30 protein-coding genes and 1 pseudogene are annotated in these 21412 nt (G+C 72.0%); 23 read left to right on the top strand and 8 right to left on the bottom strand.

What is annotated here, in order from left to right:
- Positions 1–425 precede the first annotated feature (425 nt).
- Positions 426–1157 carry a pyridoxamine 5'-phosphate oxidase gene (gene pdxH / locus ACLJWH_RS32315; protein WP_411145320.1) on the bottom strand — a complete coding sequence of 244 codons (732 nt, stop codon included), beginning with the start codon at positions 1155–1157 and terminating at the stop codon, positions 426–428.
- Between the two features lie 423 nt (positions 1158–1580).
- Between pdxH and ACLJWH_RS32310 the strand changes: the two genes are divergently transcribed.
- Positions 1581–2681, top strand: coding sequence for a citrate synthase 2 (locus ACLJWH_RS32310; RefSeq protein ID WP_411145319.1), 1101 nt, complete (start codon positions 1581–1583; stop codon positions 2679–2681).
- 70 nt (positions 2682–2751) lie between these two features.
- On the opposite strand, the gene ACLJWH_RS32305 is transcribed toward ACLJWH_RS32310, so the two are convergent.
- From ACLJWH_RS32305 to ACLJWH_RS32280, 6 genes and pseudogenes are all read right to left on the bottom strand, one after another.
- On the bottom strand, positions 2752–3384 hold the full coding sequence (locus tag ACLJWH_RS32305; protein WP_411145318.1) for a TetR/AcrR family transcriptional regulator: 633 nt from the start codon (positions 3382–3384) through the stop codon (positions 2752–2754).
- Positions 3372–4202 (bottom strand): enoyl-CoA hydratase family protein, encoded by an 831-nt coding sequence (locus ACLJWH_RS32300; protein WP_411145450.1) that lies wholly within the window; start codon positions 4200–4202, stop codon positions 3372–3374. The genes ACLJWH_RS32305 and ACLJWH_RS32300 overlap by 13 nt, the downstream gene beginning before the upstream one ends.
- Positions 4203–4447: 245 nt before the next feature.
- Positions 4448–5401, bottom strand: a pseudogene (locus tag ACLJWH_RS32295) (AMP-binding protein); the annotation flags it as partial.
- A gap of 107 nt (positions 5402–5508) precedes the next feature.
- Entirely contained in the window at positions 5509–7158 is a 1650-nt protein-coding gene (locus tag ACLJWH_RS32290) for a recombinase family protein (RefSeq protein ID WP_411145317.1), read from the bottom strand.
- The gene (locus ACLJWH_RS32285) at positions 7155–7559 is read right to left on the bottom strand and encodes a hypothetical protein (protein WP_411145316.1); all 405 of its coding nucleotides are present in this window, start codon (positions 7557–7559) and stop codon (positions 7155–7157) included. Before ACLJWH_RS32285 ends, ACLJWH_RS32290 begins: the two co-directional genes overlap by 4 nt.
- Before the next feature lie 26 nt (positions 7560–7585).
- Entirely contained in the window at positions 7586–7975 is a 390-nt protein-coding gene (locus tag ACLJWH_RS32280) for a helix-turn-helix domain-containing protein (RefSeq protein ID WP_411145315.1), read from the bottom strand.
- Between the two features lie 342 nt (positions 7976–8317).
- On the opposite strand from ACLJWH_RS32280, the gene ACLJWH_RS32275 reads away from it, so the two are divergent.
- The 20 genes from ACLJWH_RS32275 to ACLJWH_RS32180 all read left to right on the top strand — a co-directional run bounded on the left by ACLJWH_RS32275 (position 8318) and on the right by ACLJWH_RS32180 (position 19651).
- On the top strand, positions 8318–8542 hold the full coding sequence (locus tag ACLJWH_RS32275) for an XRE family transcriptional regulator (RefSeq protein WP_411145314.1): 225 nt from the start codon (positions 8318–8320) through the stop codon (positions 8540–8542).
- Complete coding sequence (locus ACLJWH_RS32270) at positions 8539–8736, top strand: hypothetical protein (protein WP_411145313.1); 198 nt, start codon at positions 8539–8541, stop codon at positions 8734–8736. Before ACLJWH_RS32275 ends, ACLJWH_RS32270 begins: the two co-directional genes overlap by 4 nt.
- Positions 8737–8802: 66 nt before the next feature.
- On the top strand, positions 8803–9180 hold the full coding sequence (locus ACLJWH_RS32265; protein ID WP_411145312.1) for a hypothetical protein: 378 nt from the start codon (positions 8803–8805) through the stop codon (positions 9178–9180).
- Positions 9177–9554, top strand: a complete 378-nt coding sequence (locus ACLJWH_RS32260) for a hypothetical protein (protein WP_411145311.1) — start codon at positions 9177–9179, stop codon at positions 9552–9554. The genes ACLJWH_RS32265 and ACLJWH_RS32260 overlap by 4 nt, the downstream gene beginning before the upstream one ends.
- Positions 9551–10609 carry an ERF family protein gene (locus tag ACLJWH_RS32255; RefSeq protein WP_411145310.1) on the top strand — a complete coding sequence of 353 codons (1059 nt, stop codon included), beginning with the start codon at positions 9551–9553 and terminating at the stop codon, positions 10607–10609. Before ACLJWH_RS32260 ends, ACLJWH_RS32255 begins: the two co-directional genes overlap by 4 nt.
- Positions 10606–11172, top strand: a complete 567-nt coding sequence (locus ACLJWH_RS32250) for a hypothetical protein (protein ID WP_411145309.1) — start codon at positions 10606–10608, stop codon at positions 11170–11172. Before ACLJWH_RS32255 ends, ACLJWH_RS32250 begins: the two co-directional genes overlap by 4 nt.
- Positions 11169–11405 (top strand): aromatic ring-opening dioxygenase LigA, encoded by a 237-nt coding sequence (locus tag ACLJWH_RS32245; protein WP_411145308.1) that lies wholly within the window; start codon positions 11169–11171, stop codon positions 11403–11405. Before ACLJWH_RS32250 ends, ACLJWH_RS32245 begins: the two co-directional genes overlap by 4 nt.
- Positions 11406–11475: 70 nt before the next feature.
- Positions 11476–12372: a hypothetical protein gene (locus ACLJWH_RS32240; RefSeq protein WP_411145307.1), complete on the top strand. Its 897-nt coding sequence runs from the start codon at positions 11476–11478 to the stop codon at positions 12370–12372.
- The gene (locus ACLJWH_RS32235) at positions 12369–13091 is read left to right on the top strand and encodes a cell surface glycoprotein (protein WP_411145306.1); all 723 of its coding nucleotides are present in this window, start codon (positions 12369–12371) and stop codon (positions 13089–13091) included. Before ACLJWH_RS32240 ends, ACLJWH_RS32235 begins: the two co-directional genes overlap by 4 nt.
- A complete protein-coding gene (locus ACLJWH_RS32230; protein ID WP_411145305.1) occupies positions 13088–13663 on the top strand; it encodes a hypothetical protein in 576 nt (191 codons plus the stop codon). Before ACLJWH_RS32235 ends, ACLJWH_RS32230 begins: the two co-directional genes overlap by 4 nt.
- Positions 13660–13800 (top strand): hypothetical protein, encoded by a 141-nt coding sequence (locus ACLJWH_RS32225; protein ID WP_411145304.1) that lies wholly within the window; start codon positions 13660–13662, stop codon positions 13798–13800. The genes ACLJWH_RS32230 and ACLJWH_RS32225 overlap by 4 nt, the downstream gene beginning before the upstream one ends.
- A gap of 126 nt (positions 13801–13926) precedes the next feature.
- Entirely contained in the window at positions 13927–14439 is a 513-nt protein-coding gene (locus tag ACLJWH_RS32220; protein ID WP_411145303.1) for an HNH endonuclease signature motif containing protein, read from the top strand.
- Complete coding sequence (locus ACLJWH_RS32215; RefSeq protein ID WP_411145302.1) at positions 14439–14903, top strand: single-stranded DNA-binding protein; 465 nt, start codon at positions 14439–14441, stop codon at positions 14901–14903. The genes ACLJWH_RS32220 and ACLJWH_RS32215 overlap by 1 nt, the downstream gene beginning before the upstream one ends.
- An 80-nt stretch (positions 14904–14983) precedes the next feature.
- Entirely contained in the window at positions 14984–15343 is a 360-nt protein-coding gene (locus tag ACLJWH_RS32210; RefSeq protein ID WP_411145301.1) for a hypothetical protein, read from the top strand.
- A gap of 96 nt (positions 15344–15439) precedes the next feature.
- On the top strand, positions 15440–15823 hold the full coding sequence (locus ACLJWH_RS32205; protein ID WP_411145300.1) for a hypothetical protein: 384 nt from the start codon (positions 15440–15442) through the stop codon (positions 15821–15823).
- The gene (locus ACLJWH_RS32200) at positions 15820–16101 is read left to right on the top strand and encodes a hypothetical protein (protein WP_411145299.1); all 282 of its coding nucleotides are present in this window, start codon (positions 15820–15822) and stop codon (positions 16099–16101) included. The genes ACLJWH_RS32205 and ACLJWH_RS32200 overlap by 4 nt, the downstream gene beginning before the upstream one ends.
- A 26-nt stretch (positions 16102–16127) precedes the next feature.
- The gene (locus ACLJWH_RS32195) at positions 16128–16385 is read left to right on the top strand and encodes a hypothetical protein (protein ID WP_411145298.1); all 258 of its coding nucleotides are present in this window, start codon (positions 16128–16130) and stop codon (positions 16383–16385) included.
- Positions 16382–17197 (top strand): hypothetical protein, encoded by an 816-nt coding sequence (locus tag ACLJWH_RS32190; RefSeq protein WP_411145297.1) that lies wholly within the window; start codon positions 16382–16384, stop codon positions 17195–17197. Before ACLJWH_RS32195 ends, ACLJWH_RS32190 begins: the two co-directional genes overlap by 4 nt.
- A 185-nt stretch (positions 17198–17382) precedes the next feature.
- On the top strand, positions 17383–18912 hold the full coding sequence (locus tag ACLJWH_RS32185; RefSeq protein WP_411145296.1) for a hypothetical protein: 1530 nt from the start codon (positions 17383–17385) through the stop codon (positions 18910–18912).
- Positions 18913–18970: 58 nt separating this feature from the next.
- A complete protein-coding gene (locus ACLJWH_RS32180; RefSeq protein WP_411145295.1) occupies positions 18971–19651 on the top strand; it encodes a hypothetical protein in 681 nt (226 codons plus the stop codon).
- 266 nt (positions 19652–19917) lie between these two features.
- Here the strand turns inward: ACLJWH_RS32180 and ACLJWH_RS32175 are convergent, their stop codons facing one another.
- Entirely contained in the window at positions 19918–20244 is a 327-nt protein-coding gene (locus ACLJWH_RS32175; protein WP_411145294.1) for a DUF2511 domain-containing protein, read from the bottom strand.
- Positions 20245–20315: 71 nt separating this feature from the next.
- Between ACLJWH_RS32175 and ACLJWH_RS32170 the strand changes: the two genes are divergently transcribed.
- Together ACLJWH_RS32170 and ACLJWH_RS32165 are read left to right on the top strand one after the other, a co-directional pair.
- Positions 20316–20840 carry a helix-turn-helix domain-containing protein gene (locus ACLJWH_RS32170; protein ID WP_411145293.1) on the top strand — a complete coding sequence of 175 codons (525 nt, stop codon included), beginning with the start codon at positions 20316–20318 and terminating at the stop codon, positions 20838–20840.
- The coding region (locus tag ACLJWH_RS32165) for a terminase large subunit domain-containing protein (protein ID WP_411145292.1) at positions 20833–21412 on the top strand (580 nt) is incomplete at its 3' end. The genes ACLJWH_RS32170 and ACLJWH_RS32165, both read left to right, overlap by 8 nt.

Here is a 21412-nt window from a genome sequence, read left to right as displayed (position 1 = left end):
CGGCCGCACGTGCTGCACCTCGGCACATTCAACTCGAACGTGACCCAGCCCACACCCGATTCGCGGAAATCGTTGCCTCCCGGAAATTCGGTTGTCCGGCCCAGGTCGGCTTCCTAGGGTGTGGAGCACACAAGAAGGGAGGTGGTTCGGCAGATGATTTCGCACCGGACATGTGAGGTGGCTGCGGGCTGACGGCCCGTCGCTTCACGTAGTGCAGTGCCGGACCGGCGCACCACACAGGTGCGCAGCCGGCCAATCCCAAGCAGTCACCCGACCCGCGGGCTGCCGGTTCGTCCGACCGGCCCTTCGCGCCACCGAGCGCGGGGGAAGCAGCCCGCGGGTCGTCTGCGTGTGCGGGCCCGGAGCCCTTCGGACGGCCCGCGGATGCGGCGGTCACGGGCGCGCCCGAGGCGCGCCCGCCCGCGTCAGGGCGCCAGCCGCTCGACCCGCCAGAGGGCCCCGCCGGTGCCGCCGTTGCGCCCCGCCCGTACGTACCGCAGCCGGTCGTGCAGGCGGTTCTCCCGGCCCTGCCAGAACTCCGCCGCCTCGGCGGTGACGCGGTAGCCGCCCCAGTGCGGCGGTACGGGCACCTGCTCGCCCTCCGGGTAGCGGGCCGCCAACTCCTCGTAGGCGCGCTCCAGTTCGGCGCGGGAGCCGACCGTCGAGGACTGGTCGCTGGCCCAGGCGCCCAGTTGGGAGCCGTGCGGGCGGGTGCGGAAGTAGGCGGCGGTCTCGTCCCGGCCGACGCGTTCCGCGGTGCCGGTCACGATGACCTGGCGGGCCAGGGAGTGCCAGGGGAACAACAGGGAGACATAGGGATTCTCGGCCAGTTCGCGGCCCTTGCGGCTGGTGTAGTTGGTGAAGAAGACGAATCCGCGGGCGTCGAATGCCTTGAGGAGCACGGTCCTTGAACTCGGCCGGCCCGCGGCGTCCGCGGTCGAGACGACCATCGCGTTCGGCTCGTGCAGGCCGGCGTCGGCCGCGTCCTTGAACCAGCGCGCGAACTGTTCGTACGGGCCGGCGGCGAGTTCGGACTCGACGAGTCCCTCGGCGCGGTAGTGCTTGCGCATGGACGAGGGGTCGGGGGCTGACAGGAGGTCGGAAGTTTCGTCGGGGGAGGGCGCGTCGGCGGAGTGCACGGCCTCATCTTGCAGCATCGGGCCCGCCGGGGGCACCGGGCGGGCCGGAAGTCTGCCCCCCGTCGACCGGCCGTAACCCTCTCGTCAGCGAATCGACCCGTGTGCCGGACATCACGCTTCCCCGCCCGTGGCGGACCCGCCAAAATCGTGGCCCGGCCCACTGTGGCCTCCGGACCCCGGGAGCTATCGTGTCCCGCCTGAAGGGACACACGGACACGGGGACACCGTCCCGTGCCCTGGCCGTCCCGCCGCGGGCACCACGGCCGCGTGGCGCATGCCCCGTCGGGGGCATACCGCGCATACAGCGCATAGCGCGATGACCGGAACGGACCGCGAGCTGCCCGGCGCAGCCGCGTAACCTCACCGGCACCGCACACCAGACTCGACCGCACGGCATCCGGTCACCATCCGCTTGCCGTCCCCATCTTGAGGAGCCGCGTGATGTCCGACTTCGTACCCGGACTTGAGGGTGTCGTCGCGTTCGAGACGGAGATCGCCGAACCGGACAAGGAGGGCGGCGCGCTCCGGTACCGCGGCGTCGACATCGAGGACCTCGTCGGGCAGGTGTCCTTCGGGAACGTCTGGGGCCTGCTGGTGGACGGGGCGTTCAACCCCGGTCTGCCGCCCGCGGAGCCGTTCCCGATCCCGGTGCACTCCGGTGACATCCGGGTCGATGTGCAGTCCGCGCTGGCCATGCTCGCGCCCGTGTGGGGCCTGCGGCCGCTGCTGGACATCGACGAGCGGACGGCCCGCGACAACCTCGCCCGCGCCGCCGTCATGGCGCTCTCCTACGTCGCCCAGTCGGCGCGCGGGCAGGGCCTGCCGATGGTGCCGCAGCGGGAGATCGACACGGCGGAGACGGTCGTGGAGCGCTTCATGAAGCGCTGGCGGGGCGAGCCGGACCCCAAGCACGTCGCGGCGGTGGACGCGTACTGGACGTCGGCCGCCGAGCACGGCATGAACGCCTCCACGTTCACCGCCCGGGTGATCGCCTCGACGGGCGCGGATGTCTCCGCCGCGCTGTCCGGCGCGGTCGGCGCGATGTCCGGACCGCTGCACGGCGGCGCGCCCTCCCGGGTCCTGGGCATGATCGAGGAGATCGAGCGGACCGGCGACGCGGCGGCCTACGTCCGCCGGACCCTCGACAAGGGCGAGCGGCTGATGGGCTTCGGGCACCGGGTCTACCGCGCCGAGGACCCCCGGGCGCGGGTGCTGCGGCGTACGGCGCGTGAGCTGGGCGCGCCCCGGTTCGAGGTCGCCGAGGCGCTGGAGAAGGCGGCGCTGGCGGAGCTGCACAGCCGCCGTCCGGACCGGGTGCTGGCCACCAACGTCGAGTTCTGGGCGGCCATCGTGCTGGACTTCGCGGAGGTGCCGGCGCACATGTTCACGTCGATGTTCACCTGCGCCCGGACGGCCGGCTGGAGCGCGCACATCCTGGAGCAGAAGCGGACCGGCCGGCTGGTGCGGCCGTCGGCGCGGTACGTGGGGCCCGCGTCCCGTGACCCGCGGGAGATCGCGGGGTTCGGCGACATCGCCGGCTGAGGCACGCGGCGCGGGGCTGCGGGCGGGGCCGGCCGACACGGTCCGTCCGGCCCGGCCCCCGCCGCCCGCGCTATCCCGCCACCGGGTTCAGTACCCCGTCGAGGATCCTCGACCACTGCGCCACGACCCGCTCCCGGCGGGCCGAATCGTCCGTCAGCAGGTTGGCCAGGCCCAGGCCGCGGGCCATGTCCAGCAGGCCCTGGACGGTCTCGCGTACGCCGGGGACGGACTCGTCGGCCGCCAGGAGGGCCACCGCCGTACGGTGTGCCTCGCGGCCGACGCGCGCCTCCAGGGCCGTCACCCGCTCGCGCAGCGGCTCCTCGTCACCGGCGGCGACCCACAGGTGGAGCGCGGCGCGGAACAGCGGGCCCGTGTAGAGGCCGACGAGTTCCTCGACGATGATCCGGGTACGGGCGCGGGAACCGGCCGGCGGCAGGTTGTCCGCGACCGCCTGCACGGCCCCCTGGCGCATCTCCGCGACATGCTCGACGGCCGCCGTGAAGAGGTCCTCGCGGGTGCGGAAGTGGTGCTGGGCGGCGCCCCGGGAGACGCCGGCCCGCTCGGCCACGACGGAGACCGTGCTGCCGCTCCAGCCGTGGTCCGCCAGACAGGAGATGGCGGCCTCCAGCAGTCTGCGGCGGGTGGCGCGGCTGCGCTCCTGCTGGGGCTGCCGGGCGCCGCGGGCCGGGGTCACCGTCGCCATGCCGGGGCCCGTCGCTGGAGGAACGCGGTCATGCCCTCCCGGGCCTCGGCGGAGCCGAAGAGCCGTGCGGAGCGGGCGGCCAGCGCGTCGGTGTCGCGGTCGAAGACCCGCAGCAGTTCTGCCGTGACCAGCCGCTTGGACTCGGCCAGGCCCTGCGGCGAGCCCTTGCGCAGCCCGTCGAGGACCGGTGCGAGCCCGGCGTCCACCTCGTCCGCCGCCAGCGTCACCAGCCCGATCCGGGCCGCCTCCGCCGCGTCGAACCGTTCCCCGGTCAGGTAGTAGCGGGCCGCGGCGCGCGCGTCCAGCCGTGGCAGCAGCGGCATGGAGATCACGGCGGGGGCCAGGCCGAGCCGGGCCTCGGTGAAGGCGAAGGTGGCGCCGGGCCCGGCCACCGAGATGTCGCAGGCCCCGAGCAGACCCAGGCCACCGGCCCGGACGTGCCCGGTGACCCGGGCGACGACCGGTTTGGGCAGCTCCACGAGGGTGCGCAGCAGCCGGGCCAGGCCGAGCGGTCCGGCCGTCGCGGGGTCGGTGGCGGTGGCCGTCGCGGGCGCGGTGGCCGTGCCGGTGGCCTCCGTGAGGTCGGCACCGGCGCAGAAGGTGGTGCCGGTGTGGGCGAGGAGAACGGCGCGGGTGTCCTCGGACGCGGCCGCCGCCGCCAGCGCCGCGGACAGCTCGGCGACCAGGCGGGCGGAGAGCGCGTTGCGGTTGTGCGGGGAGTCCAGGGTGAGGGTGGTGATCCCGCGGTCGCGGGCGATCCGGACCAGTGGTGGGGGCGGGGCCGCCGCACCGGTGGCCGTAGCGGCGTCCGTATCGATAACCGTGCCGCTGCCTGGGCCGACGCCGGTACCCGCTTCCGTACCCGCTTCCGTTCCTACGTCCGTGCCCGCCGCCGTACCGGCCTGCGCACCGGTGTCCGTCACACCGTCCCCCGTCCGCGCGTCATGTGCCCTCCCGTCACGTGACCTCCTGTCATACGCCCTCCTGTCATGTGTCCTCCCGTCATGTGCCCTCCCGTCATGTGCTCTCCCGTCGTCCGCCCGCGCGTCCCGCGTCGCCTCGCTCATCGGGCCGTCGGGCTCCCTTCCCTGGTGCGCAGTTCGCGCCGCAGGATCTTGCCGGTGGTGGCGCGCGGCACGCTGTCCAGGAACTCCACCCGGCGTACCTTCTTGTACGGGGCGACCTGCCCGGCAACGTACGCGATGACCTCCTCCCCGCTCAGCGCGCTCCCCTGCCGTCGTACGACGAACGCCTTGGGGATCTCGCCGCCGTCGCCGTCCGGGACGCCGATGACCGCCGCGTCGGCGATGTCGTCATGGGCGAGCAGCAGCGCTTCGAGGTCGGCGGGGGCCACCTGGTAGCCCTTGTATTTGATCAACTCCTTGACGCGGTCGACGACATACAGCCAGCCGTCGCCGTCCACCCGCCCGACGTCCCCGGTGTGCAGCCAGCCGTCGGCGTCGATCATCGCGTCGGTCTCGGCCGGACGCCCCAGATACCCCTTCATCACCTGCGGCCCGCGGATGAGGATCTCGCCGGTCTCCCCCACGCCGAGGTCGGCGCGCGGTCCCGTACCGCGCCCGTCGCCCCCGCCGCCGTCCGCCACCGGGACGATGCGCATCTCGGTGCCGGGGAGCAGTTTGCCGACGGCGCCCGGCGGCGGGTTCTGCGCGCCGAGCGGTACGACATGGGTGGCGGGCGACAGCTCGGTCATACCGTACGCCTGCATGACCGGCGGCAGCCCGAGCCGCCGGGAGCAGGCGGCCGCCAGTTCGGCGTCCAGGGGGGCGGCGGCGCTGACGAGGTACCGGAGGGAGGTCAGGTCGTACGCGGCGACCAGGGGGTGTTTGGCGAGTGCGAGCACGATCGGCGGCGCGACGTACGCGGCGGTGATGCGGTGTTCGGCGATCGCCGCGAGGAAGCGCTCCAGGTCGAAGCGGGGCAGTACGACGACGGTGCAGCCGTTGCGCAGCGGGGCGTTCATCAGGGCGGTAAGGCCGTACATATGGGACAGCGGTTCTAAAGGACAGCCGAGCATCTACCCCCTCCCCTGCACTGAGGTGCGGTTTTCAGAGGGTGGCAGCAGGCGCGGAAACAATCAAGCGTGCCTGCATAGTTCGTGCTCTAGGCGTCGGCCCAGGGGTCGGGCTCCCACACGGGGTGGAACTCGTAGGTGCGCACGAGACTCCACTGTGCGCCCTGGTCGCTCTTGCGACTGTTGATCACGATGCGGCGCAACAGCCGGCGCAACATGGCGTTCTGCTCGACCTCATGAAGCGCTCCCCACTCCGCTATGAGTCCGACGATCAGGGGCCGGAACTCCTCGCGCGTGGGCCCGCCCTCGACCTCGCTAAGCGACTGCAAGTGCTTGACGAGATTGGTCTTTTGACCGAGAAACTGGTCACGGACGCGCGCGAATGAATCGGCCGGGTACTTCTCCGGGTCCATCGCGTTCTCAGTCACAAGGCGATCGAGGGCGGCCTCGATCCTGGCAATCTCGGCTTCCGTGCGCGCCCGTTCCTCGACCAGCCGTGCGCGAGGGTCCGGCGAGGTGGCCGGCGCGGTTTGCTGCTCGGGCAGGGACGGCGCGCTGTCGATTTCCTCGGCGACGTTCTCGGCGAGCCACTTCCGTACCTCGGCCTCGACTTCGTCGCGGCGCACGTACACGCCCGGTTCACAGGCGGACTTGCCCTTGTTCTTGTGGTTGAAGCACACGAACGTATGCCCGGGGATGTATCCGCCGCCGGGGGCGCGTCCGGACCGGGAAACGGTCGTCCCGCGGCAGTGCCCGTGACGCATGATCCCGGTGATCGCGTAGGTGGCGCGGCGGGCCCGCGGGGGCCTCTTCTTCGTCTCCTTGCGGTGCTCCTCGTACTCCTTCCACTGGTCGGGCGTGATGAGTGCCGGTTGGGCCCCGGGGAGCCACAGCATGCGGCCTTCCTTGCACCCCGAAAAGTGCTCTTGCCCCAGCCTGCAACGGCACTCCGGATCGTGGACACGCAGCAGGCCGGCGCCGAATCCTGAGTCGAGGTACCGCTGGACGGTGTTGACGCCCCATCGGTTCCCGCGGGTGGTGGGAATCAGTAGTTCGTCGTTCAGCCAGTGGGCGAGCATGGCGAACCCCTGCCCGTCGAGCTTGCGCTCGTACAACTCGGCCGCGACGGGTGAGACGTCGGGGTGCCGTTCGTAGCGTTCTTCTTGCAGCCGGATGCCGTTGGGCGCCGTCGGGTCCGGTATGCGTCTGGGGTGCCAGATGTACCCGAATCGGGGGCGGCCTGTGGCAGGGAGCTGCAACGCCCTTCGGTGGGCGTGCGTCTCCTTCCACTGCTCGCCGGCGCGGTCCGACTCGAACACGGCGAGATCAAACAGGATGGCGCGGTTGAAGCGTCCGACGGCCGTGCGGGCGTCGACTTCTTCCGTGGCCGAAGCGAGTTGCCCGCCGGCGTGTTCGAGCCGTGCAAGGTTGATCGCGATACCGAGGTCGTTTCGACCGAAGCGGCTGAACTTCCATACGCCGATGCCGACGGCCTCGCGGTCCTCGACGCGCTGGATACCGCCCATGATCTTGCGTTTGAAGTTCCGGCCGGTCGCGTCAAGGTCGGTGATCCAGTCGATAATCCGGCGCCCCGTGCGGGCCGCCCATGACTCGATGGCCGACTGTTGCAGCTCTGGACTGATTTTCTCCTCGCGCCAGGTTGAGACTCGGATGTAACCGAGCCACGGCTCGCCGCCGAGCGAGCCGCGGAAGGTCGCGGGTGTCTCCGCTGGTGTCATATGGCCTTCCTGTTGTCGTCCTCTTTGTCGCGCGGTCGGAACGGCCGCACGTTGCCGGGAAGATCCGCAATCCGGATGATCGAAATCCTCTGCGTGTCTTCTTCCTCGGCGCCCTCGCCCCCGTCCGGCGGTGCGTCGGGGGTGTCGAGGAGTCCCAGGTGTACGTGTTGCAGCGCGAGCCGGTAGCCGGCGCTGTGCGTTTCGGCGAGTTGGTCGTCGCTCGCCCGTGTGGCGCGGTGGGCAATGCAGTAGCAGAGGGCGGGGATAGAGGCGATCAGGCCGAGCAGACCCATTCGCCAGACGTCGTAATGGTCGAGGAGGACCCCAGTCGTCGCGGCGACGGTGCCGAGAAAGGCAACGGTGAGCGACGGAACGTAGGTGCGCTGTGCGAGCGGGGTCATGTGCGGGCGTCCTCCGTGCTGGTGGTTCAGTCGGCGAGTTGCTGCTCGCCTCCGTCTGGCGTGGTGCGGCGCAGGGTCTTTGCCATGTTCACGAAGACTTTGCGCTCGGCCGGGTCGGTGATGCCGAGGTCGTCGGCGGCCTGCTCAGGCGTAAGAGGGCCCCCGGGGGCCGGGCTAGGTCGCCGTACCGCCGCGAGTTCATCGGGCGTCAGGACGCCGGCGCGTACCAGCACCTCGGGATATGGCACGTCGATTGACTCGGCGAGCGTTCGGAGGATGCGGGTATCGGTCGGCATTTCGCCCCTGAGTAGGCGGGTCACCGTTGATGGGCTGAGTCCGGCCTGTTCAGCGAACGCTGAGCGCCCGCCGCTACGGGGGCCGGACAGGTTGTATCCGAGGCTTTCGAGCCGCTGCATGAGCCACCTGCCGAAGTCGGCTGGAGCTGTAGACGCATGAGCGGGCGCAGGGGTTGTACTGCGCTTGCTGTTTTTCATGGTTGAAATGTAGCGCGTAATTCCTCGGATGGACACGCCGAGTTCCAGACATGGCGATTCATCCCCATTCGACACCATTGTCGTACTACTCCGCGCCGAACCACACCATTTGATTCGCACGCTTGAACGATTGTGTACGTCTCATCACCACGTGTCAACGGACATTAGTGATCAGTGACAGGCCAATATCTTTCGATCCTGAAAGAAACGTGCTACCTTTCTGTCTCGGTAGCTAGCTGCCGAGACAGAAAGGACGGTGCTTCCGTGCCTCCGTACGACCGCGCCCTGTTGCACACCGCCGCCCGCATACGCGGCATCAAAAACCCCTCCCAGCTCGCCCGTAAGGCCGGCCTGTCCGTGCCCACCGCGTGGCGCATCTGGAACGGCGTCGGCGCCCCCCGCGGCGACCACGCCGACCGCGTCGCCGACATCGTCGGCATCTCCGCGTCGAGCCTGTACCACCGCGCCGAGACCGGAGCCGCCGCATGAATGGCGAGGTCATCCCCCGTGAGCAGGCCATCGCCGCCGCCCGCGCCGTTCTCGACCGCGCCCGCTTCCGAATCGCCCGCGACCGCGCCGCCGGCCGACTCACCCCCGCGGCCGAACTGATCATCCAGCGCATCGAGCGCGCGCACCGCGCCGAGCAGGCCGAGCAGACCGCCCCCGACCGCGCCGCCGCCTGAAACGCCGAGGGCCGCCCGGATGCGACCCGGACGGCCCTCCCGACCGAACCCCGAGAGGTACGAATCGTGAACACCTCCGAGATTACCCGCCGTACCCCGCGCGCCGCCCTCGCCGCTCAGGCGTTCACCGCCGCCCGGAAGCGCCTCGCCCTCACAGCCGTACTGGCCCGGCAGCTGGACCAGATCGTCCCCGGTACCGCCCGTGTACGGACCGTCCCCGTGCACACCGACCGCGACGGCGAGCAGCGCCTCGCGACGTGGGTCGTCCTCGACGACGCCCTCGGTCTGCCGATCGAAGCCGACCGCGCCGCGCACACCGCCGCCCGCCGCCTGTTGCGCGCAGCGTTCCCCGCCGCCGACTGGACCCAGCCGCACACCTACGACACCGCGACGGGCGCCCTCGCCCTTGACGCGCCGGCCATGCCCGAGGAGCTGCACCGGTGATCCGCCCCCAGCTCACCGCCGACGGCCTCGCCGTCCGTCTGCCGATCGCCGGCCGCGTCGAGCAGCTGCTCGACGACCTCGCCCTCGCCTACGTCGAGGACCCCGCCACCCTCGGCGCCCTGCTCGCCCACCACGGCGACAACATCGCCGCCCTCGACCACGCGATCTGCGCGCACGACGTGCCCGAGTACGACCGGGCGATGCGCGCCGCCGCCGCGGACGGGAGCCGCGAGGCACTGGCCGCCGAGGCGCCCGCCACCGACCTCGACGCCCTCCTCGACCCCGATCAGGCAATCACCCTCGCCGGCCGCATCACCCGACTCGCCGCCCACATCCGCAACCGCACCGCACCGGAAGGAACCACCCGCCCGTGACCGTCACCGCCCTGCCCCTGCCCCACCCCCCGGCCGTCCCGACGGCCGCCGCGGTCGCGGCCCCGATCTACCAGCCCGCGCCCGTCGGCCCCGCCGAGGGCACGCCCAACGTGTTCGGTGCCATCGCCGCCGTGATGCGCGACGTGATGCCGGTTGCGAAGGACAAAGAGAACACTCAGCAGCGCTACAAGTTCCGCGGTATCGACGACGTCATGTCCGCCATGGCGGGCCCGCTCCGCACGCACGGTGTGTTCATCCTGCCGACGATCGCCGCGCACCACGCCGAGCGCCGCGGCGAGAAGATGACGCACGTCACGATCACCATGCGGTATCACGTCTACGGGCCCGCGGGTGACTGCCTCACCGCCGAAGTACCGGGCGAGGCAAGCGACTTCGCCGACAAGGCCACGAACAAGGCCCAAAGCGCCGCCTTGAAATATCTCCTGTTCACGCTGTTCATGATCCCCGTGGACGGCCGGTCGGTCGACGACGGCGACCGCGACCACCCGGTCGAGCCGACCCCGGAGCACCGCGCCGAACGCCAGCAGAACCAGCAACGGCGCCAGCAGCATGGGCAGCAGGCGCGCCGTAGCAGCCGCGCCGAACCGGCCCCGCCGGCGCGCCGCGACTACCTCGACGAGGCCCAGAAGGCGCCGACCCCCGAGACGTTCGCCAAGGTGCGCGCCGACGCTGTGTCTGCCGGAGCACCGGCCGACTACCTCGCCCGCCTCGACATGGTCGCTGCACAGAAGCGGACCGGCGCCGTGCAGCCGCAGGCCGCAGAGCGGCGGCCGGGGCCGATCGCCGACGCCCCGCGTCGGGCGATGGAGTGGACGAAGGGCACCGTCCTGGCCGAGCAGCAGCACGACCAGGAGCAGGCCGCCGCGCTCGGCGAGATGTACGACGCCGCTCGTGCCGCCGGCCTCGCCGATCGGGCCGAGGCCGACGAGACGTTCGCCAACCGGCACCAGTGCCAGCCGGCCGAGGGCACCGTCGCGCAGCTGCGCGAGATGCGCGACGACCTGCTCGACGCCGCGAAGGAGGCGAGCGCATGAGCAGCGGGCAGACCGCCGAGCAGCCGGTCGAGTCGCTGCGCGACCTCGCACTCGAAGAGGCCGCCCTCGACCTGCTCGCCGCCCGTGTGGCTGCCGCCAAGAAGGACGTACGGGCCCGCACACAGAGGGCACTCGACGCCGCGGCGGCGCGCGACGGTGTCGAGCGGATCGCCGCCGTCCTCCCCAGCGGCGAGCAGGTCGCCACGATCTCGCTCCGTAAGGGCGAGACGGGCCCGGTAGTCGTCGACGAGGAAGCCCTCGCCCAGTGGGTACGCCGGACGTGGCCCGGCCAGGAGTGGACCGAGACGCGCATCGTGCGCACCGTCCGCCCGTGGAAGCTCGCCGAGTTGGTCGGCGAGATGGAGGCCGCCGGCGCCCCGAAGGTCGCCGACCACTCGACCGGTGAAGTGCTTACCGTGCCTGGGGTCGTGTGGAAGCCCACCAGGGCCCGAACGCACGCCCTTACGTGGCGCAAGGGCGGGAAGGACGCGACGGCTGAGGCGTGGCGCACGGGCGCCCTCGCCGGACAGCTCGCCGCCATCACAGCGGGGGGCACCGAGTGACCCGCGCGACTACCGCCACCCTCGCCGCCATACGGCGCCGCCTCGACGAGCCGCCGCCCGAGAACGTGCCCGGACAGCTCGCCCTCGACGTCCCGGCCGCCGAAGACAAGCCGCCGAAGGTCTGCGGCTACGGCAACCCTCGATGCGGAGCCGTACCGACCCGCTTCTACCCGTGCGGGTGGAAGCGCGACGAGCACCAGCCGGCCCGCACCACCCGCCGCAAGACCCCGTGACCAGCCCCGGGGCGAGGAGACGACCGCGCTCTCGCCCCGGGCGCCCCACCCCCGACAGGAGCAGCACCCCGTGACCCTCGACGCACAGGCGTGGGTATGGCGGAATTCCAGGACCAAGGGCAACGCGCGCCTAGTCATGCTCGCCATCACCGACGCCATTACCGGCCCAGAGGCCACCGTCCGCATGGGCACGGCCGAGATCATGAGCCGGTTGAACGTGCCCCGCTCGACCGCTCGGGCCGCCGTTGACGCCGCCCTCGCCAGTGAGGAACTGGTCGAGGAGGAGCCCGCCAAGGGCAGCCGCGCGACCCTCTACAAGGTCCCCGGAGCCGTCGGGTACGTCCGCCGTAGAGGACCGGATTCCGGCCCCATAGCCCCAGAGACGACCGGGCCGGAATCCGGCCCCCTACCGGCTACCGGACCGGAATCCGGCCCCTCTACCGGACCGGAATCCGGTCCCGCCGACGAGACTCCCGACACCCTCTTTGGGGCCGAGATTCGGCCCCCTATGGGACCGGATTTCGGCCCCCTTCACTCACCCATAGAGGGAGTGAGTGAAGGAGTGAGGGAGCGCGCGCCCAAGGTCGCCACGATTCCGGAGTTCGCTCGCCCCCTGGTCGACCAGATCACGGCCGCCCAGATCTACCCCGCGTGGACGCTCACCCCGGGCGAGTGGGTCATGGTTCACGCCCTGATCAAGCGCAGCGGCGACGACATGCTCGCCGCCACCGCCGTACAAGCCGCCCAGCGGGCCCGCAACGGCGTCGCGCACGCCCGGTACTTCCTGCGGGCGTGGCAGGCCCTACCGCCCGCCCCCGCGCCCGGCACTGTCCCGGCCGCCCCGCCCGCCCGCGGCTCGAACGTCGTCCCGTTCCCCGTCCCCGCCGGCACCGCCGGAACCGGCCGCGTCGCCCAGTCGACCGACTACCTCGCCCAAGCCCTCGCCGCCATGGAGGCCCAGCCGTGACCCCCCGTGAAGTTGCCGCCCTGCTCGCCTACGTGGTGCAGCTCGACCCCCGCCTCGCCCTCGACGACCAGGCCGCCGCCGCCGAACGCCTCACTCAATGGTGCGACCTGCTCAGCGACGTACCGGCGACCGCCCACGGTTGGGACGCGGCCCGCGTCGCCCGCGACTACATCGCCCGCAACCCGTACCGAATCCAGCCGTCGGACGTGTCCCGGCCGTGGCACACCCACAAGGCCGACGCCATGTCTCGGCACGTGGGGACGTTCGAGCCGACCGCACACCCCGAGGTCGACCCCGACGACCAGTACGGGAACGCGTATGTCGCCGCGCTGCGCGCCGAGCGTCACGCCATCGCGGCTGGCCACCAGGCGCCGACCACGCACCGGGCCCTCACCGCGGGCCCGGCCGCCGCCGTGGTCGAGCGCCGCCTCGCCGCGCTCGGCGAGTACATGCCGCGCACCGTCGCCCAGGCCCTCGCCGAGTACCGGCCCGTGCGAGCCGAGCGCGAGCGTCTGGCCCGCGAGAACGCGCCCGACCCGCTCACCGTCGCGTGCACGTGGTGCAAGGCCGCCGAGGACGAGCCGTGCCGTGGCCGCGCCATCAACCCCCGTAACCAGCAGACCCGTTACCGCCCGATGGGCAAGTCGCACCCCTGCCGCGTCGAGGACGCCACCGCCGCCCAGCTCACCCGCCACACCACCCAGGAGGCCGCAGCATGAGCCCCACCTCAAAGCAAGCCCGCACCCACCACCGCCGCGCCGTGCCCACCGACCGCACGAAGAACGTCCAGCTCTGGCGCGTCGAGGCCAGTTGGGACCACCGGCCCGACGACCCGGTCGTGATCCGCACGTCGGACAAGAAGCGCGCCCGCCGCAAGGTGACCGAGCTTGCCGACAAGGGCGCCTATGTGATCTTCCAGGAACACACCGGGTGGGACACGTGGCGCACGCTGCGCGAGGTCGACGGCACCGCCCTGCTCGCCGAGCGCGACGCCGAGCAGGCCCTCGCCCGCGCCGGACACTCGCGCACCCCAGCCGGATACCGGCCGGACGCCGAGGACCGTCACCGCACGTGGCTCGCATGGATGGACGCCCGCGCCGAGGCCGACCGCGCCGAGGCCGACCGCGCCGAGGCCGAGCGGGCTGCCCGCGAGCAGGCCGAGGCCGACGCCCGGCGCCACCGCCTCGCCACCGAGGTCCGCACCCACGCCCGCGCCCTGATGACGGCCCCAGCGAACGTCCGCCCGGAAAACCGCCGGCGCGCCCGGCACATCACCGGGGCGCAGCGATGATCCCGGCCGCCCTCGCCGTGATCCGGGCCGCCGTCGAGGACGCCCAGCGCGAGCAGGTCGACACCGTCGAGGAAGTCGTCGACCGGATCGAGGCCCGCCTACTGGCCGACGGCTGGACGCTCGCACCGACCCGGTAGGCACCCCTGGGGGATGTCCGTCGCCAAGACATCCTGTCAGCTGATAACTTTCCATCTTGATAGAAACCTGCCAACCAAGAGAGCACGTTCAGTAGGCTGCCGCGCATCCCCCGGAGGTACGTCCCCATGGCACGTAGCACCCCCGCCGAGCGCTTCGCCGCCAAGACGACCACCGGGCCCACCCCCGCCGGCCTTTCGACCCCCTGCCAGCTCTGGCCCAAGGCCGCCCTCGACCGCGACGGCTACGGCCGCTTCTGGATCGACGGCCGGTACGTCCCCGCCCACCGCTACGGCTACGAGCAAACCCACGGCCGGATACCCGCCGGCCTCGAACTCGACCACCTGTGCACCATCCGCCGATGCGTCGCCGACGACCACCTCGAACCCGTCGACCACCGCACCAACGTCCTGCGCTCGACCGGCCCATCGGCCGTCAACGCCCGCCGCACCAGATGCGTGAACGACCACGACCTCACCGACCCCGCGGTCGTACACATCAGCTATCCCCCGTCGCACCCGCACGGCATGCGCAAGTGCCGGGCGTGCGCCCGCGACCGCACACGCCGCACCCGCGAGCCCCAGCTCGCCCCTGTCGCCACCCTTCCCGCCCGCACCACCCCCGAGAGGACCGCCGCGTAATGGCTGGAGAGACCCCGATCACCGTCGTCGGAAACGTCGTCGCCGACCCCGAGTTGCGATTCACCCCGTCCGGCGCCGCCGTGGCGAACTTCCGGATCGCCTCGACGCCCCGCACGTTCGACCGCGTCACGAACGAATGGAAGGACGGCGACACCCTGTTTCTGTCCGTCAGCGTGTGGCGCCAGCAGGCCGAGAACGTCGCCGAGTCCATCAAGCGCGGCGACCGCGTGATCGTCGTCGGCCGCCTCACCCAGCGCCAGTACGAAGACCGCGAGGGCAAGACCCGTTCGTCGTACGAGATCCAGGCCGACGAGGTCGCCCCATCCCTGCTCCGCGCGGCCGCCGTCGTCACCAAGGCCAACGGCAGCAGCGGCGCCCAGCAGCCCCAGGAACGCCCCTACAGCCAGCCCCAGACCGACCCGTGGTCGTCCCAGACATTCAGCGACCAGCCGCCGCCGTTCTAAGCCCGCCCGCGCGACCGGTCGCAGGCCGGCCCGCGCGCAGGAACGCCCCTTCCCTCCGACACGACCCGAACGGACGCACCATGACCGAGCAGACCCTCGCCGCCGACGTCACCCCCGCCACCGAGGCGCCGTCGCTCGCCGCGATCATCAGCGCCAACGTGCGCGTGCTGCGCCGGCGCCACCGCTGGACTCAGGCCGAGGCCGCGCAGCAGTGGGGCCGGATCACCGGCCGGCCGATCAAGCACGCCGCGTGGTGCATCGCCGAACGCCCCGGGGGTCGTGCGTGGACCGCCAACGACATTGCCACCGCCGCCCGCCTGTTCGAGGTCGCCTCGGCCGCCCTGCTCACCCCGCTCACCGTCTGCGCCCACTGCGACGACGTGCCGCCCATCGGGTTCGTCTGCCCGGCCTGCGGCATCGAGGGCGCGCACAAGGCGTAGCACGCCACAGCAGCACGGCCCCGCACCGAACGACGCGGTATTCGCCGTCCGCACCGCGAATACCGCGTCCCTCGACCAACACAGGAGCCACCCACCATGACCAGCACCCCCTCCGCTCACTGCCCGGCCGGCCTCGACGCCCTGTTTGCCGAGGCCGCCATCCGCGAACGCCCTGCCGCCGAAATCATCCGCGAGCAGCGCGACAACGTCGCCTTCAACGCGGGTGATCTGGTCGCGGCCCTCCGCGACGCCCTTCTCGACCCCGCTGCGCACACCCCCGCCACCGCCACCGTCGCCGCCCACGTGCTGCTCGCTGCCCACACCCGCGAACTGTCGGCCCTTGCCGCCCTGCGCGCCGACGACTACCGCGCCGAGCACGGCGTCACGCGCAGCACCCGCGGTCTGCTCACCGGCATGCACAGCGTGCGCCGGATGCTCGACCGGCACGCCACTTGCCTCGACGAGCGGGCCCAGCAATGAGCCCCCGCGCCCACCGCGACGGCGCACGCACCGCACGCCGCGACTCCCTGCTCGTACTGCTCGCCCGCGTGCAGCGGGGCGTCGTGCTCACCGCGGCCGAGGCCGCCCTACTGCGCGCCCATGTCGAGGCCGAGGTCGCCGACGCTGACCGGTACCGACGCGAGGCCGGCGGGCAACGGGCCGCCGTGCGCCGAGCACAGCAGCGCCTTGCCGCCGCCGAGGCCGCCATCGTCGAGGCGGAGAACGAGCGTGACCGCCTCGCCCAATACGTCGCCTGATGCCCCGCGCCTCGACCGGAGGAACCATGTCGCACCGTCCGTCGCACGTCTCCCGCCGGCAGATGATCGCCGCCCAGGCCAACGCCGGCGCCGCTGGCGCCCGCCACCGCGACCGCCTCAAGCGCGAACGCGACGCCCTCGCCGACGCCATCACCCGTGCGCAAGAGGCATGCGACGCCATCGAAGCCGAGACCAACGGCCACCACGACGAGACCACCGACGCACTGCGGGCCACCGTCACCCGCATTCGCGCCGCACTTGAAATTCCGGAGCCGCGCCCATGACCGAGCAGACCGCCACCTACCCCATAGCCCGCCGCGCCGCCGTTGACCTCGCCGCCGTGCGCGAGCAGTGGGGCGACCTGCTCGCCGCCATCGCCGAGCCCCCGCGCCCGGCCGAGTGGATGCCCTACGAGCGCCGCGGATTCCTCGACCAGCTCGCCGCCGCCGACCGCGACGACGACCAGGCCGTCGCCGAGCCCACCGTCGGCCGCCTGCCCCTGGTCTTGCGCGAGCACCCGGCGCCGGCCAATCTGCGCGCCCTCGACGCGGCCCTCGACGTCGAGGCCGACGTGTTCGCCATGTGCGACGCCGTCGCCGAGCGCGTACAGCGCACCGTCGACCGCACCGACGCCCGCCTGTGGAGCCTGCCCACGGTTCGCGCCGCCGAGTGGCGCCACGGGGCCGACCGAATCGTCGACCGGGTCGGTTCGCGCGCGCACGGGCTGCACTGGGCGTGCGTCTACCTCGCCGGGCGGGCCCTGTCCGAGGCCGACGGCGACCTGTTCCGCCCCACCCCGGCGCCCCAGGTCGACCAGATAGCCGACGTGGCCCGCACCGCGCGCCGCCGCGTCGAGGTCGCGCTCGGCCGCCAGGGGCGCACGCTCACGCTCGACGACGCGTGCCCGTTCTGCCACGTGGGCCGGATCACCGTGCACAACGGGGGCGGGGACCCGCGGGCCGCCGCCGCGACCTGCTCGACCGGCCCGGAGTGCCCGGCGCCCGTGGACACCGAGCGGGGGCGTAGGGCGTGGCGGGGCGGCGACCTGGTCGCGCTTTGGGTGGCGATCAGCGCGCGGCGCCCGACGGCCGCCTGAACCCCATCCACCCATGACCGGCCCCAACCTTCGTGCGCGCCGCGGGAGTTGGGCCCGACGCCTTTCCCCACCCCTCTTGTGAACTCAGTTCAGAACCCGGTACAGTCTGTGTTGCAGGGCCCCGTACGTCACACGGGGCACCGCCGGCCGGACGTCACCCGGCCCGATCCAAGGGAGCAACCCCCATGAAGGTCTACACCGCACTACGCCTCGCCGACGGCCTGTCCTCGCGGATGCTCGACGCCCTGCACGTCTGGGCCAGCAACCCCCAGGGCAGCACCGCCCGCACCAACAACGGCCGTGGCGGAGGCACCCACGGCGCCATGGTTCGCCGCGGCCTGGTCGGTCTGGGCGTCGACGAGAACGGCCGCGCCGGGTACTTCCTCACCCCCAAGGCGTGGGCGTTCCTGGCCGCGCAGTACCGCACCGTGCGCCCGGCCGACGCCGGACGGCTCACCCTCGACCAGGCCCTCGCCGAGGCGTACCCCGAGATTCCCGCCGCCGCCCCGCGCTCCGGTGAGGTCGTCATTCCCGGCGCCCTCGCCGACTACCTCGCCGAGCAGCGCATCAACGACGACGAGACCCGCGACGCCCTCGACGCCGCGCACCGAGGCCGTGGCCGCACGCTGATCATTGAGCCGACCAGCACCCGCCCACTGCACGTGATCAGCGCCTACGCCGACGCAATCCTCGAAAACCGCAGCCTGCACACGCCCGCCAAGATTCGCGCCGCCCGCCTGTGGATTCAGCGCGCCGGCCACGCCCCCGTCCAGGTCTCCGAGCAGAGCGTCGCCGATATCGTCACGGCCGTTCTCGCCAGCGGCCCACACCGCCCTCACATCATGCGGCGCATCCACACACCACAGCTCGCCGAGGCCGTCGCCATGTGGGCGTATGGCATCAGCAGCGACGAAATCGCCGCTGACTGGGAGCAGGTTCGTGCCGCCCTGTTCGCCATTGAGGAGAGCGAGCAAGCCAGTGTGGCCACCGAGGCGCAGCAAGCCGCCGCCGTGGTCACGGACGCCGAGGCCAGCATCGGCACGTGGCGGGGCGAGTGGATCGGCGAGCAGGACCACGACGACGCCCTGTTCCCCGTCGACCGCCCGGCCGACCAAGGCGCCCTGTTCGCCCCGACCGTCCGCGAGCCGATCGTCGCCCGCGCGAGCTTCCGCCCCGACGACCTCGCCCGGATCAAGACGAAGGCCGCCGCCGACCGCGAGGCGTACCGTGCCGAGACCGACGACAAGATCGCCGCGGAGTGCGCCGCCCACGGCGTGGCCCCCTCGCAGGCAGTCGCCGACCGGATCGCCGTCCGCGCCGCCGCGCAGGCCCCCGAGCGCCGCGTCGTCGAGGGCGTCGTCGTCGCGCACAGCGGCATGACCCTGGGCACCGCGCCCAAGCACGCCGAGGACCCCGACGCCCGCGCCGCCCTTGCCGCGCTCGCCCCCTTGCGCCTCGCCGAGGTCAGCGACCACACCGACTACGCCGCCGAGCCCGGCGACGACGGCCACAAGCCCGACGCGTGGGGATTCCTCGCCGAACCCCGCGGGAACGGCCGCGTCGCCCTGTACTGGCTGGAGGCCGGCCGGTACGTCCGCACCGACGGCGCACCCTTCGCCGTCGAACTGGAAATCGGCGCCGAAAAGCTGCGCAAGGCCGGATGGCGGATCGAGCCCCACACCCGCCGCTGCGTCATGGCGTGGCGCCCCGAGTAGCCCGACCCGGCCCGCCCTCGACCGGGGGCGGGCCCCTCTCCCACAAGGAGCAGCAGAGATGACCAACGATCAGCAGCCGGACGACGAGCAGACCGCCGCCGAGTACGTGCGCGCCGACCAGACGAAGTTCCCGACCGATCCCGCCGGCCAACAGGCCGCCGTCGAGGGGACGGCCGCCGCCGAGGGGTGGACGTCCGGGGAACTCATCCGCGCCGAGAAGGCCCGACGGCGCCGCGTGCCGGAACCGGGCAAGGTGACCCAGGATCTTGCCCGCCAGCTTTACCTCATTCACCTGGAGTTCGAGCACGCTCGCCGCGCCGAGATCATCGCGGCCGGGGGCGACCCCGACGACGACCGCGACCCGTTCGAGGACGTACGCGAAATCGCGGAGCAGTGGGCCGCGACCGCCGAGGACGCCGAGGCGCGCGAGAAGTTCCTCGACGACCTCGCCGACCGGCTCGACACCAGCGAAGTATGCGCACTGCGCCTCGCCGCCGAGGCCGCCGCCGCGGTGACACCGCGACTCGTCTACGACGACGCCGACCACGGCGTATCGGCCAAGGACACCGCCGCCGATCTCGGCGTGTCCGAGTCGTTCGTCTATCGCCTGCTTCGCCAGCGGGCCGACCTGGTCGGCGACGTGGCCGACAAGCTGAAAGGCGTGTCCGACTCCCTGGGCCGCTCCCGGCGCGCAGCCGAGGACCGCAAGCGCGGCCGGACCGCCGGCACCGAACAGTAGACCCCGCACATAGGTGCGGCCCGCACACGGTGACGTCACCACCGGGCGGGCCGACTCGCCACGGTGGGAGCAACCCCCGCCATGGCTGACACCAACCCTACGTCGGTGCCGCGCGCGACCGGACGCGGGTGCGGTCGCACGCCCGCGCGCGGGGACGCACATTGCCACCGTTACCAATCCGTGATCTAATCGGAGGCGTCTCCGGCGTGCCCGGAAACACCAGCAGCGCCCCGCCGTCATCCCCCGTACGGCGGGGCGTCGCCCTGTCAGCCGCAGAGCTTCTGCCCGCGCTCCAACAGCCTCGTTACCGGCACCTTGGTTCCCGCGATCTTCGGATTGTCCTTCCAGATCGGCCCGAGATCCGCGTACTTCGCCTTAGCGGTGCCATTAAGCGCGTACTCGGTGCCGCCGGCCGTGATCGTGACAGCCGCGCCGTCGTGACACTGCAACCTCCCCTTGTCGACGGTCAACGGCCACGGCGTCACCTCCGCAGCCGACACCTCCTGGCCAGACTTCGCGTCCGCGCTCCCGCCGCACCCGGCTACCAGCAGTAGACCTGACAGCACAGCACCAACCATCACCATGCGCCGCATGACGTCCCCTCCACCTATTCACGATTCAGGCACAGAATCCGCACACTACCCGGCCGCGGAGGTGACCACCCATGGCTCGATCAATCACCGACACCGACCGCGAGCAGGTGCGCCGCCTCCACGGCCGAGGCATGGCCCGCAACGAGATCGCTCGGCAGATGGGCCGGTCGCCGTCAACCGTCTCGAAGATCGCCGCGGCGTTCGAGCCGCCCCTCAGCTTCGACCGCGCCGCCGATGTCGCCACCGCCACCGCAGTCCGTACGGCAGACCTCGCCGCACGCCGTACCGAAATGGCCTCACGCCTCCACGACATCGCCGAGCGCGAGCTGTCGAAGATGAGCGAGCCCACGACGTATTGGGACTGGGGGGGCAAGGACCACGAGTACGACGAGCGCGTACAGCCCGAGCCGCACGCCGCCGACCGGCGCGCCATGATGGCCACCGCCGGCGCCGCCCTCGACCGGTCCCTCAAGCTCGCACCCCCGCGCGAGGAAGCCGGCGAGCAGTCCCGTTCCGTGATCGGCCGCCTTATGGACGGCCTCGCCCGGAACTACGCCGAGCGCCACGGCAGCGCACCGGGCGGCGACGATGACTGATCTTGCCCTGTCCCCGAAGCAGGCCGATTCGATCGTCGAGGCCGCCGACTTCCTGAACCTGTGGGAAGGGTCGGTACGTAGCGGGAAGACGATCGCCAGCCTCATAGCGTGGTTGGGGTACGTCGCCGACCCGCCCAAGGGCGGCGAGTTGGTCATGGTCGGGCGCACCCGCGACAGCCTCGCCCGGAACGTGTTCGGGCCGCTCATGAACCCGGACGTGTTCGGCGAGGTCGCGCAAGATATCCACTACACCAGCGGCGCCCCGACCGCTCACGTCCTCGGCCGCACTGTGCACGCCCTCGGCGCCAACGACGCCCAGGCCGAACCGAAAGTACGAGGACTGACGTGCGCGGGCGCGTACGTGGACGAGGCGACGACACTCCCCAAGTCGTTCTTTGACCAGCTCACGGCCCGTTGCAGCGTGCCAGGATCGAAGATCCTCGCGACGACGAACATTCATCCGAGACATCGGCGCATGAATATCCCTGCCGGTGGGTCGTCACGGATTGTTCGCATCGACCAACTCTCGTCAGGAACACCAGCACACAGAACGGCCCCGCGCGGTGCGTCAA

It is taken from the genome of Streptomyces sp. x-80 (genome assembly GCF_046549095.1).
Classification (GTDB): Bacteria; Actinomycetota; Actinomycetes; order Streptomycetales; family Streptomycetaceae; genus Streptomyces; species Streptomyces celluloflavus.
This window is presented reverse-complemented; position numbering and strand designations above follow the sequence as displayed.

Bases quoted from the DNA above. Each gene is read 5' to 3' on its own strand.
- pdxH (WP_411145320.1), bottom strand. From the start codon at position 1,157: ATGCTGCAAGATGAGGCCGTGCACTCCGCCGACGCGCCCTCCCCCGAC.
- ACLJWH_RS32310 (WP_411145319.1), top strand. From the start codon at position 1,581: ATGTCCGACTTCGTACCCGGACTTGAGGGTGTCGTCGCGTTCGAGACG.
- ACLJWH_RS32305 (WP_411145318.1), bottom strand. From the start codon at position 3,384: ATGGCGACGGTGACCCCGGCCCGCGGCGCCCGGCAGCCCCAGCAGGAG.
- ACLJWH_RS32290 (WP_411145317.1), bottom strand. From the start codon at position 7,158: ATGACACCAGCGGAGACACCCGCGACCTTCCGCGGCTCGCTCGGCGGC.
- ACLJWH_RS32285 (WP_411145316.1), bottom strand. From the start codon at position 7,559: ATGACCCCGCTCGCACAGCGCACCTACGTTCCGTCGCTCACCGTTGCC.
- ACLJWH_RS32280 (WP_411145315.1), bottom strand. From the start codon at position 7,975: ATGCAGCGGCTCGAAAGCCTCGGATACAACCTGTCCGGCCCCCGTAGC.
- ACLJWH_RS32270 (WP_411145313.1), top strand. From the start codon at position 8,539: ATGAATGGCGAGGTCATCCCCCGTGAGCAGGCCATCGCCGCCGCCCGC.
- ACLJWH_RS32250 (WP_411145309.1), top strand. From the start codon at position 10,606: ATGAGCAGCGGGCAGACCGCCGAGCAGCCGGTCGAGTCGCTGCGCGAC.
- ACLJWH_RS32230 (WP_411145305.1), top strand. From the start codon at position 13,088: ATGAGCCCCACCTCAAAGCAAGCCCGCACCCACCACCGCCGCGCCGTG.
- ACLJWH_RS32225 (WP_411145304.1), top strand. From the start codon at position 13,660: ATGATCCCGGCCGCCCTCGCCGTGATCCGGGCCGCCGTCGAGGACGCC.
- ACLJWH_RS32220 (WP_411145303.1), top strand. From the start codon at position 13,927: ATGGCACGTAGCACCCCCGCCGAGCGCTTCGCCGCCAAGACGACCACC.
- ACLJWH_RS32215 (WP_411145302.1), top strand. From the start codon at position 14,439: ATGGCTGGAGAGACCCCGATCACCGTCGTCGGAAACGTCGTCGCCGAC.
- ACLJWH_RS32210 (WP_411145301.1), top strand. From the start codon at position 14,984: ATGACCGAGCAGACCCTCGCCGCCGACGTCACCCCCGCCACCGAGGCG.
- ACLJWH_RS32205 (WP_411145300.1), top strand. From the start codon at position 15,440: ATGACCAGCACCCCCTCCGCTCACTGCCCGGCCGGCCTCGACGCCCTG.
- ACLJWH_RS32200 (WP_411145299.1), top strand. From the start codon at position 15,820: ATGAGCCCCCGCGCCCACCGCGACGGCGCACGCACCGCACGCCGCGAC.
- ACLJWH_RS32195 (WP_411145298.1), top strand. From the start codon at position 16,128: ATGTCGCACCGTCCGTCGCACGTCTCCCGCCGGCAGATGATCGCCGCC.
- ACLJWH_RS32190 (WP_411145297.1), top strand. From the start codon at position 16,382: ATGACCGAGCAGACCGCCACCTACCCCATAGCCCGCCGCGCCGCCGTT.
- ACLJWH_RS32185 (WP_411145296.1), top strand. From the start codon at position 17,383: ATGAAGGTCTACACCGCACTACGCCTCGCCGACGGCCTGTCCTCGCGG.
- ACLJWH_RS32180 (WP_411145295.1), top strand. From the start codon at position 18,971: ATGACCAACGATCAGCAGCCGGACGACGAGCAGACCGCCGCCGAGTAC.
- ACLJWH_RS32175 (WP_411145294.1), bottom strand. From the start codon at position 20,244: ATGCGGCGCATGGTGATGGTTGGTGCTGTGCTGTCAGGTCTACTGCTG.
- ACLJWH_RS32170 (WP_411145293.1), top strand. From the start codon at position 20,316: ATGGCTCGATCAATCACCGACACCGACCGCGAGCAGGTGCGCCGCCTC.